12 protein-coding genes and 1 pseudogene are annotated in these 9,603 nt (G+C 46.0%); 12 read left to right on the top strand and 1 reads right to left on the bottom strand.

Annotation, left to right across the window (positions count from 1 at the left end):
* The 12 genes and pseudogenes from TU75_RS25845 to TU75_RS28390 form a co-directional block, all read left to right on the top strand.
* A partial coding sequence (locus TU75_RS25845) for a DUF637 domain-containing protein (RefSeq protein WP_248844506.1) occupies positions 1 to 2,447 on the top strand: 2,447 nt, incomplete at its 5' end.
* A 452-nt stretch (positions 2,448 to 2,899) separates the two neighbouring features.
* Positions 2,900 to 3,532 carry a hypothetical protein gene (locus tag TU75_RS25840; RefSeq protein ID WP_060550518.1) on the top strand — a complete coding sequence of 211 codons (633 nt, stop codon included), beginning with the start codon at positions 2,900 to 2,902 and terminating at the stop codon, positions 3,530 to 3,532.
* 687 nt (positions 3,533 to 4,219) lie between these two features.
* Positions 4,220 to 4,710: pseudogene (locus TU75_RS27925) on the top strand (cytidine deaminase-like fold-containing protein).
* A 73-nt stretch (positions 4,711 to 4,783) separates the two neighbouring features.
* Positions 4,784 to 4,984 (top strand): DUF6911 family protein, encoded by a 201-nt coding sequence (locus TU75_RS28775; RefSeq protein WP_414860452.1) that lies wholly within the window; start codon positions 4,784 to 4,786, stop codon positions 4,982 to 4,984.
* A 1-nt stretch (position 4,985) separates the two neighbouring features.
* On the top strand, positions 4,986 to 5,102 hold the full coding sequence (locus tag TU75_RS28770) for a DUF6911 family protein (RefSeq protein WP_414860465.1): 117 nt from the start codon (positions 4,986 to 4,988) through the stop codon (positions 5,100 to 5,102).
* A 307-nt stretch (positions 5,103 to 5,409) separates the two neighbouring features.
* Entirely contained in the window at positions 5,410 to 5,877 is a 468-nt protein-coding gene (locus tag TU75_RS25830; RefSeq protein ID WP_231981877.1) for a hypothetical protein, read from the top strand.
* Positions 5,878 to 5,994: 117 nt separating this feature from the next.
* Positions 5,995 to 6,117, top strand: coding sequence for a hypothetical protein (locus tag TU75_RS28765; protein WP_369485075.1), 123 nt, complete (start codon positions 5,995 to 5,997; stop codon positions 6,115 to 6,117).
* 163 nt (positions 6,118 to 6,280) lie between these two features.
* Positions 6,281 to 6,643, top strand: coding sequence for an HNH endonuclease (locus TU75_RS27205; protein ID WP_197676830.1), 363 nt, complete (start codon positions 6,281 to 6,283; stop codon positions 6,641 to 6,643).
* On the top strand, positions 6,640 to 7,017 hold the full coding sequence (locus tag TU75_RS27200) for a hypothetical protein (protein ID WP_082630580.1): 378 nt from the start codon (positions 6,640 to 6,642) through the stop codon (positions 7,015 to 7,017). Before TU75_RS27205 ends, TU75_RS27200 begins: the two co-directional genes overlap by 4 nt.
* Positions 7,018 to 7,879: 862 nt before the next feature.
* Positions 7,880 to 8,137 carry a hypothetical protein gene (locus TU75_RS27555; protein ID WP_141719165.1) on the top strand — a complete coding sequence of 86 codons (258 nt, stop codon included), beginning with the start codon at positions 7,880 to 7,882 and terminating at the stop codon, positions 8,135 to 8,137.
* Positions 8,134 to 8,412 carry a hypothetical protein gene (locus TU75_RS27550; RefSeq protein ID WP_141719166.1) on the top strand — a complete coding sequence of 93 codons (279 nt, stop codon included), beginning with the start codon at positions 8,134 to 8,136 and terminating at the stop codon, positions 8,410 to 8,412. The genes TU75_RS27555 and TU75_RS27550 overlap by 4 nt, the downstream gene beginning before the upstream one ends.
* 551 nt (positions 8,413 to 8,963) lie before the next feature.
* On the top strand, positions 8,964 to 9,161 hold the full coding sequence (locus tag TU75_RS28390) for a Hint domain-containing protein (protein ID WP_256097808.1): 198 nt from the start codon (positions 8,964 to 8,966) through the stop codon (positions 9,159 to 9,161).
* Between the two features lie 321 nt (positions 9,162 to 9,482).
* Here TU75_RS28390 and TU75_RS25825 read toward each other — a convergent pair.
* A partial coding sequence (locus TU75_RS25825; RefSeq protein ID WP_211263080.1) for a transposase occupies positions 9,483 to 9,603 on the bottom strand: 121 nt, incomplete at its 5' end.

The raw sequence follows: 9,603 nt of genomic DNA, 5'->3' as shown, positions 1-9,603 counted from the left end.
CGGGTGGGGATTTTGTCAGCCAGGCCGGGCGTGACACGACGATTGTTGCGAGCAAGATCAGTGCGGGGAATGAGGCTTATCTTTATAGCGGGGATAAGTTGAGTTTGTTGGCGGCGCAGGACAGCACGCATACGTTGTATGACATGAAGGAGAAAGGTGGGTGGGGTGCGAAAAAGGCCAAGCGTGATGAGGTCACCCAAACCACCAACGTCGGCGCTGAAATCAAAACCGCAGGCAACCTGACGCTGGTCAGCAACGGTGACCAGCGTTACCAAGTCGCCAAGCTCAATAGTGGCAACGACCTGATTTTGAAAAGCGGCGGGGCCATTACCTTTGAAGGTGTGAAGGACTATCACGACGAGAGCCATACCAAGAGCAAGAGCAACATGGCTTGGTTCTCGATGAAGGGCAAAGGCAAAACCGATGAAACCTTGCGTCAGAGTGAACTGGTTGCCAAGGGGCAGACCGTCATTGAAGCTGTCAACGGCCTGAAGATCGACGTCAAGCAAGTCGACCAGCAAACCGTCAGCCAGACCATCGACACCATGGTCAAGGCCGACCCGCAGTTGGCTTGGCTTAAGGACGCCGAGAAGCGCGGCGACGTGGATTGGCGCCAGGTAAAAGAGCTGCATGACTCCTTCAAGTACAGCAACTCTGGCATGGGCCAAGGGGCCATGTTGGCGGTCATCATTATTGTCACCATTGTGACGGCAGGTGGTGCGAGTGCACTGGTGGGCGCAGGTGCATCGGCCGGTTCAACCATGGCCGCCGGCTCAGCTGCGGTTGCGGCCACCAGTACGTCGGCGGCGGTTGCAGCCACAAGTGCGGGGCTAGGTAACATGATGGCCACCGCCGCGCTGACCTCGTTGGCCAGTACCGGTGCTGTGAGCACGATCAACAACAAAGGCAATCTCGGTATTGCGCTCAAGGACACCTTCAGCAGCAGCAGCCTTAAGAACGCCGCCATTGCTGGTTTGGCTACTGGGGCGTTGAACTACGCCGACAGTAATTGGTTCAAGGGCGCGAGCCCGGCCGACGGCGCGGGCGCGAAAGTTACCACGGCAGGGCCGGTGCAGAACCCGGGCTATTCCAGTGATTGGCTCAGCTGGCCAAAAGCTCAGGATGCAGTCTTGCGCGGCGGCACCCACGCTGTCATCGAAAGCGGCATCTCTACAGCCATCAACGGCGGCAGCTTGAAAGACAATCTGGGCTCTGCCCTGGTGTCGCAAGGTTTCGACCTTGCCGCAGCGGCCGGTAACAAAGGCCTTGGCAACCTGGCAAATGACCTTGACCTGAGCCCCGGCTCGGCAGAGAAGGTCTTGATGCACGCCATCCTGGGCGGCGCGCTTTCAGCGGCTCGAGGAGGTGACTTCAAGACCGGCGCCATTGCCGCCGGCGCGGCTGAGGGCCTGACGGCGATTGCGAACGAGAACGTCGGTAAGTACCTGGATGAGCGTTTCGCAAAGGATGATCAATTCAAAGTCGCCACCGCGCAAATTATCGGTATTGCGGCCGGATCCCTGGTTAACGGCAACCCGAATGACGCCGCTTGGGTGGCGGGCAATGTTGAGCGGTACAACGAGCAGTTGCACCCGAGGGCGGTCAAGCTGATTAAAGAAGAAGCGCCGCGATTTGCTGCTGAGATGAATATATCTATCGCAGAAGCCGAGCGCCGTCTCGCTCAAGGCCTGGTTTACTTCTCTGATAAAAATTGGAATAAGGTCCTGAACGAAAACGGCAACGTGCCGGATAAGAACACCCTTGACTACCTTGGCAGAGCGCTGACACCCATCGCCGCTGAATATGCAGGATCAACTTCATCGGATGTGCCTAGTACGCAAGCCGATAGAACGTATACCCCTGCTGAAACATCCAATCTGCTCGTTCAGTTCCCCCAATCAAATCCGAAGGACTATGCCGACCCTTCAGTCAACTCAATCAATTTTCAAGGGGCGTATACCGGCGATCTATCGTATGAGTATTACCGCTTCTATGACAAAAATATTGCTGTTTACTATGATCTGACTAGAGCGGTTAAAGGCGGGCTTGCTGGCACATGGCAGGGGGCAGGAGCGGCTGTTTCGAATGCTGTGGGTTCCATCTGGTCACTGCTGAGCAGTCCAGCACAAAGTAGCGAACAACTCACCAACGGCATGATGGGCCTGACCAAGAATCCTGTTGCGTCGCTATGGGACAGTTTAGAGCAAGGCCAGAGCAAAGAGGCTTTGGCCACTGCTTATCAGATGCAGGGTAATAATGAGGCCGCGGCTGCGATTCGTAATCAGGCTAATGCTGAGTTTGGGCTCAGCATTGCACCTGCAGTTGGAGGAACCGTTGGTGGGAAGCTGGTCGAATGGACTGCTGGGCGCTGGCCGCTGCGGACTGGGACAGATGTTCAGGGGGCAAATTCATCTTTCGCAGTGATAACGACTTTAATTCTCCGCTGAATGACAAAGGCTATCCCAAAGCTCATATTAATAGTGATGGGGATTTGGTGCCGCCCAATATCGATGGGACAGGAAGTGTTCAAACGCATATTAGCGGAAGTAATCCGGCTAACTCACCTTATATTTCGGCCACTGATCCGCTAGTTGCTGGAGAGGTTAAAGATTATGGATCTCATCAAATTGCAATTGATATTGAACGCTTATAGAAAGATATAGATGCGGGTAAACTGTCTGGAACAGAAATCTTAGAAAACGCAAAGGTACAGGCAGAGCTTCAAGCAAAATTAAATCGTGCCCAGCAAAATTTTGACGCTAACCCTACTAGAAAAAACACTGATAAATTAGAGTCTGCGGCGAGAGACCTGCGCAACGCGACTAGAGATGGTGAATGTTTGATCAAAGGTTGTGTTCCTTCCGGCTATTTCAATCATGTAAAATAATGGGCAATAATCATGGACAAAGAAACTCAAGATATTCTATACGAAATTCCTGAAGGAGGTGACGTTGCAGATGCCTCTGAGTTGGACGTTGAGGATGTTCCGCAATATCGCATTCAGGCGCTGATCAAATTTTTAAAAGATGACACGGATAACACTGTTAAGTTTTTTGCCGCTAGATTGTTGGCAAGTTGGGGGCTTAAGGAAGGTTTTAATTACCTTGTTTTTGTTGTAAACAACAAGGGTAGCTTTAAAAATGTTTTGTGTCATAGGATTTATGGTTATGACGATACGCTTAAATTTGCGCTGTTGGCGTTTGTTAGTTATTTTGCAAATCTTGCTGATCAAGGTCGAGTAGAGGAAGCTAGAGCTGAAATTTTTGATCCTGTATCCAAAATAATAACGTATTCTAATAATAGGCCTTTTGAAATTTCAGGCCTGTTTTGGATTGTACGGAATGAGGGCTTTTTAGAGTATATTCCTTTGTTGCGTGATCACCTCATTCATATTCTTAAAGATCCCGCCATGCATCGATGGAAAATTTATGACGTAATAGAGTTTTTAATGGAGGTTGATGGTGAGTTTGCACAGGGGGTTTTAAAGAGTATTAATAAGGAACTGAATGACTTTAAGTTGAACTCGCGATAACCGAGAAGGGATGGAGAGAAAAGCATCTTTTAAGTTCGAGCTAAAAGTGTGTGTTAAATAAATCCGCACTCATTTTTCTAAGTGTCAAGTTTACTATTTCAGTGTTTATCAGTCCGATATCTTAGGAGCAGACAACTCTGCCGAGCCTGGATCCTTCAATGGGAGCTGGCTGAAGTTTTGGATTAAGCAAAAATGATAACTGGAGGCATAGGAAAGTATGGAGAATTTCATCTATGCTGAAACTAAAAAAGAGTGTGTGGATCTTGAAACTATCGAAGATGTATCGGCTCATTTTTGGTACTCCCTTACGCGACGTACCTTCCATAAAAACTCCAGGAAGGACTCCTACAAACCCTGGATGTGAGTTCATGTCAGGGAGCAAGTAGCGACTGTTGACCATGATGCTGAGAGCAGGCTTGTTAGCTATATTCATGTGAAGAAAAAATTTAACATGAAAAGTTGGGCCAAAATCAAAGCTCTTTAAAAAATAATTTTATTTTTCTGCTTGAGGTTCCGCCCCTTTTTATTTACGAAACTTGCGAATTCAACTTCCGCCCAACCACATCCAGCAAATCACACCCATTGGGTGGCAGCTGTGCGCAGGTTGGCGAACCGGAAAAGAGTAACCGGCAGACCCGAAGGTCTCCCGCGCACGGCCGCCATAATAAGAATGCAAACGCAACAAGCATGTTTACGGATTCCGAAACCGCTGCACTGGCCGAGAGGAATGTTATAGAAGGAGCGGCTAAGGGCGCGGCGCCGAAAGTGGCCGCAGAGGGAAAGGTAGGTGGACAAACCTTTCAAGACGTCAATCAGACTTCTCGTCCGCTCAACGAGGTAGACCCGAAAATACCTTCGTTGATCACGGATAGGATTGCAGATAAAGCTGCTAAGAATTCTGGCAAGCTTTATCCAAACGGAAATATGAAAGATGCCCACGCAGAAATAGGTGTGATTCAGCAAGCATATAGCTCTGGTAAACTGCCGGGACGGACATGTCCATTACGGTCGCAGGAAAAGATGTATGCGGTTTCTGCAAAGGTAACATTGCTGCTGCCGCAGAAAAAGCTGAGTTGAAATCGCTTACCGTAAAAGCTATAGATGATAAAACGGGACTTCCGAAAAACTATTACTGGGAGTCAGGCATGAAGTCTATTAAGGAAAAAAATAGCTGCTAATTGGAGGGTATACACTTAATCCTGAATACGGTAGATTGCAAATCCCTCTTGTTCGCCAACCGTCCTTGAAGATGTGAAATCCATTATAAGCAAATATAGAGAAGTTGACGGCGTCGCTTCGTTGTCTATTTCGCCGGCGCTTGAATATGGACCGTATGAGATTAATCTATACGCTGATTCTGGAAATTATCTTTTGATGCTAAATCAATATTTGAAGATGGGGAGCATATTGTGCGTACTTTTGATAATACGTCGGGGGGACAAGTTCAGTTGAGATTTTGGGCGACTATTATCCGGCGAGTTTCGTAACAAGAGATATAAGCGTCGTCACTTCTTGTTTTCAAGAGTTTTTGAATTTTGGAGATGTGAGTTCGTTCGTCTTGAGTGCATAGAAATAATAGAAAGGGAATAAAGGAATAAAAGGTGACAGATTTATTTTAATTTGAGATAGCAGTAAAAAATTCAATTTAATAAATCTGTCTCCTTTTGTTCTCGAAAATCGATACTTCTCTTTTGCCGGATTTACCAAGAGGAAGAAATTGATGCCTACCCATTTTAAATGACTGGTGCGTCTTTTGTGAGGGAAGAACTTATTTTAATAAGTCGCACTTTTTATCGTTGTTTAAAGTGCATTCTTCTCTACCTGAAATCACTAAAGCGTTAAGCTATTTTCCTCAAGCTGACAGTTTGGTGTCGCGCGTGAATGAGGTGATTCAGGCTGGTACGCTTGACGATAAGTTGTATCTATGCCCGACGATTGAATCTAGCGACTTTGAGTTGATGCAAAAGGCAAAACGCTGGTTGCAAGCTCAGGCAAGTTTCTGTAAGTCTCTTGGAGACGATGAGTTATACAAAATATGCCAGCGTGCAAAATTGTTTTATGGGAATAAAGATCAGTTTAACGATTTTGATAAATTGGACGTTCCCAGCAACTGGGTACTTGAGTTGGTGGGGGATAAGGTCAGGGATTGCAGGTTACTAAAAACAGAGCAAGAGTATGCACTGTTTGAGGCTCTTTACGGAGTTGCCGCTGATTATTATTTGGCTTGGTATATGGGGCAGCCTCTAATAAAACTGGATTTTGACTTCCGTTCATATTTTGAATTTTGGCGCTTGGGCGGTGCTGGGTATTTCAATGAAGATAAATTCCTTGTTCTTCGAAAATAAAAGAGAGAGGGAGAAGTTTATTCATGATTGTGCGCGTCACTGCCACTTATAGAGCTCAAGCCGGGTGATCAACTGCAGTCGTTGGGGGATGGGGCGACACAAGATGCATCGATTAAGGTGATTTCTGTTGCGCTACTTCAGCCTCAAGGCACGACCTATAATTTAACTGTTGATATTGGGCATACGTTTTACGTTGGAAAATTAAGCACCTGGGTCCATAACACATGGGCCATGTTATAGCTGTAGTGGTGGAGTCTGCTCAATACGGAACGATGCGGAAACGGCTAGCGTCACCAGTCCAGATGCTCCATATAATCCTCATAGTGCTCGCAGTGAGCTGGAAGCTAGTCATGTAAGTGAAAATGTCATATCAACTACCGTACCGCCTGCGGATGGCCGAAATGTGTATCTTGCGGGTCAACGTCATCCAGTTACTGGCATAGTATTTGATAACAGAGGTTTCCCGATCTTTGATGATATTGTTGCGTTTGACACTCGGTTGCCGACCGAGGTATTTAACTCTGCTAGCTATAGACAAAAAATGAATCTTGCAACCCAAGATCTATCGAATGCTATACATAAAGGGCAGGTGAGCAGTTCTGGGTTTACAGCTAAACAAATGCAACAAATAGAATCGGGGAAAAGTAAAATTGATGGATACACGTGGCATCATCACCAAGATAGCGGACGGATGCAGCTCGTTCCGGAGCTGATTCACAGTAAAACTGGACACATAGGTGGTGAAGCTATGGGGGGCGGAAGGTGATTATAGAAAAAACTGAGCGTTACAGTGATGAGCTTTTAGGGTTTGTTATTACCTGTCTGTTCTGTGAGGCTATTAATAGATCAGAGTTACAATCATGGTGCGCAGAATTTTTAGGGGCGGAGGGAGCTCCAAATTTTTTATATGATTTGATTGAATTTGATGAGCCTATTTTCAAGATCTACAAAGTAATTGGCTATGTTCCAAGTTGGAGCCACTCTAAAAACGAGGAATATGCTTTATATGGAATAGCACTGCTCCGTGGCAGGATACCTTACGATATGCCGCTTTCGGCTGCCGAAATGTTGGACGAGCTAGCCCGGTTGCCAGCGATACAGCATATGTTTCGTAAAGTATTTCCAAGTATTATATTTTAAAAGATAGGATATACTTATTTAAGTCAGAGTTGAAAGTCGTATTAAATTAATTTGTTCCCTTTTTGTTCGATAGGGCAATAGATATCCTTATTGAGCAAAATGTCAGAAATATTTCTGTAAGGGGGGAACGGTGACGACCAACGATAAGCTCGAATTTCGACATAGACCTGGTGTTTCAGAGTCTATCGAAGAGAGGCATAAAGATTTTTTGAGAGCTATAGGCGATTTGGACGCTCCGTGGAATTTGAAAGATGCCATTAAAGTTTCCCTGTTGGAAGTGAGTCGGTGACTTCTGTGTCATTGGATAAGCTACGTCCAGTCGGCGTTAAAGATCGAATTTCATGTGTTCTACGAGATCAAAATTATCTGGAAGATGATGCGCAGTTTGACGATACGCTATTTATTGAATTTACAGATTCCAAAGTCGACTATTCGGATTTGTTGAAAGTTGTTTTTACTGTTTATATAAAGGCGTTTGGCTCCTATGAGTTTTACATGATTGGAAAGTTACGAGAAGTGATTGGCTTTTAGTGTTGGAAGCTTGTGAGGCTACAAAAAGACGTTAATGGTATGGATGGAGTTTTTCGTATAAATGCAGCGAATTATCTCGATAAGAAAATTTTGTTTTCTCGCCTTTGGAAAGGACTCTCGTAAACTTTTTGATTTGTTGAGTGGTTATGTAGAAGAAGCGCGTGAGTTTGAAAGGGGGGGTGTGATTAGTTACAGTCCGCTTTCTCCCGACGAGCTACTCAGTGCGGGTGCTCGACCAAAGATTTTGGTAGTTTAATTTTTTGTTTGGTAAAAACGGTTGGTTTATGGATGTTTTGACTGGGCTTGGTTAAGTTTATGTAAAGGTTCTAATTTGGCGGCTTTTAATAAAGTGGCTTTTTGTAAATGGGGTGGAAAGGGGCGGATTTATTTAAATTCGCGCTGGGATCCTACATATCCCCTTTTGGGCACTGCAGTGGGTGGATCTGTAGGTTTTATAGGTGGCAAAATGATAACAAACCAATTGAAACCATATATAGGTGGTTCGTCAGAAGTTCTTGGTAATACCATCGGTGGCTACGGTTCTGAAGTCATTAATGGAACTATAAGTGCTGCAGGAGAGAAAAAGTGATTAAACCAAAGTCCAGATTACAGGCATTTTCATTGCTATTGATTTATGTGGTTTTTTTGTTTTTTTTGATGGGGGTTATTGGAAAGTTCATAGGTTCGCTGGTTAGTTATTCAAAAAATGGATTTTGGGATTTTGGTTGGGCTGATATTGTAGAACTGTTTCCGGGTATTTTCGCTTACGCGATCCCTGTTGGTGTGGGGATTTGGATACTGTCATGGTTGAAGACGCGTAAACAGAGTAGATCTAAAGGTAGAGAGACAAGTCAAGAAGGTTGAGAAGAAAAGAGTTGAGTGAATATGTCTCATTATGTCCAGAGCAAAAGGAAGGCAAGGAAAAGAGACGGAAAAGAACAGCGGGGGATGGATTTGTATAAAAGGTCTGAGATTAAATAAGCTGTCTCGAGTGGGCATTAGATGTCGAAACAAGATTAGGGTCGAAAGGGACAGATCTATTTGCATGGAGCCGTTTCGGTGAAGAGTCGAATATAGAATATATTTTTGTTTTTAGAGTTTGTAAGGGTGGTATGAAAAAGCTCTTTAAAAATCTGGTTTTTATTTTCTTTTGCTTCAGTAGGGCGGTTATCGATTAACCGCTCCCATTTTTACGGGGTTTGCGTATTTAACTTTGTCCAATCACATCCAACAAATCACAACCATCCCGCAACGGTATAGCCAGCAGCAGCTTTGACACCACGTTACGGTTTGAGAGCACAGGCACCCGTACACCAACTGCATCCATCGGTAGCTATCAACCGACGGCCCTCAGTGGTGATGTAGGCAGCTACGTTAGAACGGATGACTTACTTGTTGCCAGAAGCAATGAAGTCGTGTTGACCAAATACGAAGAGCCTTGCTGCTTTGCAGCAGGCACCAAAGTATCTACCCCGAATGGCGACCGCGCCATTGAATCGCTCAAAGTCGGCGACGTGGTCTGGAGCAGCCGGAAAGAGGCGGCAAACCCTTCGCCGCGAAGATTCTGGCCACCCATCAGCGTTCCGACCAACCGATTTACCGCCTCAAACTGAAAAGCGTTCGGGTAGACGGCAAAGCTGAGGGCGAAACCCTGCTAGTCACGCCGGGTCACCCGTTCTATGTTCCGGCCAAGCGCGACTTCATTCCTGTTATCGATCTTAAACCGGGCGATCTGCTGCAATCCCTGGCCGATGGAGAGACCGACAACACCTCGTCTGAGGTTGAGTCGCTGGAGCTTTACTTGCCGGTGGGCGAGACCTTCAACCTGACGGTGGACGTGGGACACACGTTCTACGTTGGGGATTTGAAGACGTGGGTGCACAATACTGGGCCGTGTGCGTTGCCTCCCGACTTCTTCTCAAAAAAAGGGTTCTTCACGGATTACCGGGAAAGACGTTCTTGATCTTCATGAAAAAGAATTCGCTATCCCGGTAACCGTACGCCATCCGCTTGATGACCTTTATTCGATTGTTTATTCCTTCCAACTGACCCGTA

The sequence above is a fragment of the Pseudomonas poae genome (assembly GCF_001439785.1).
Classification (GTDB): Bacteria; Pseudomonadota; Gammaproteobacteria; order Pseudomonadales; family Pseudomonadaceae; genus Aquipseudomonas; species Aquipseudomonas poae.
Note: the sequence above shows the minus strand (reverse complement) of the source record. Positions and strands in the feature narration are given on the sequence as shown.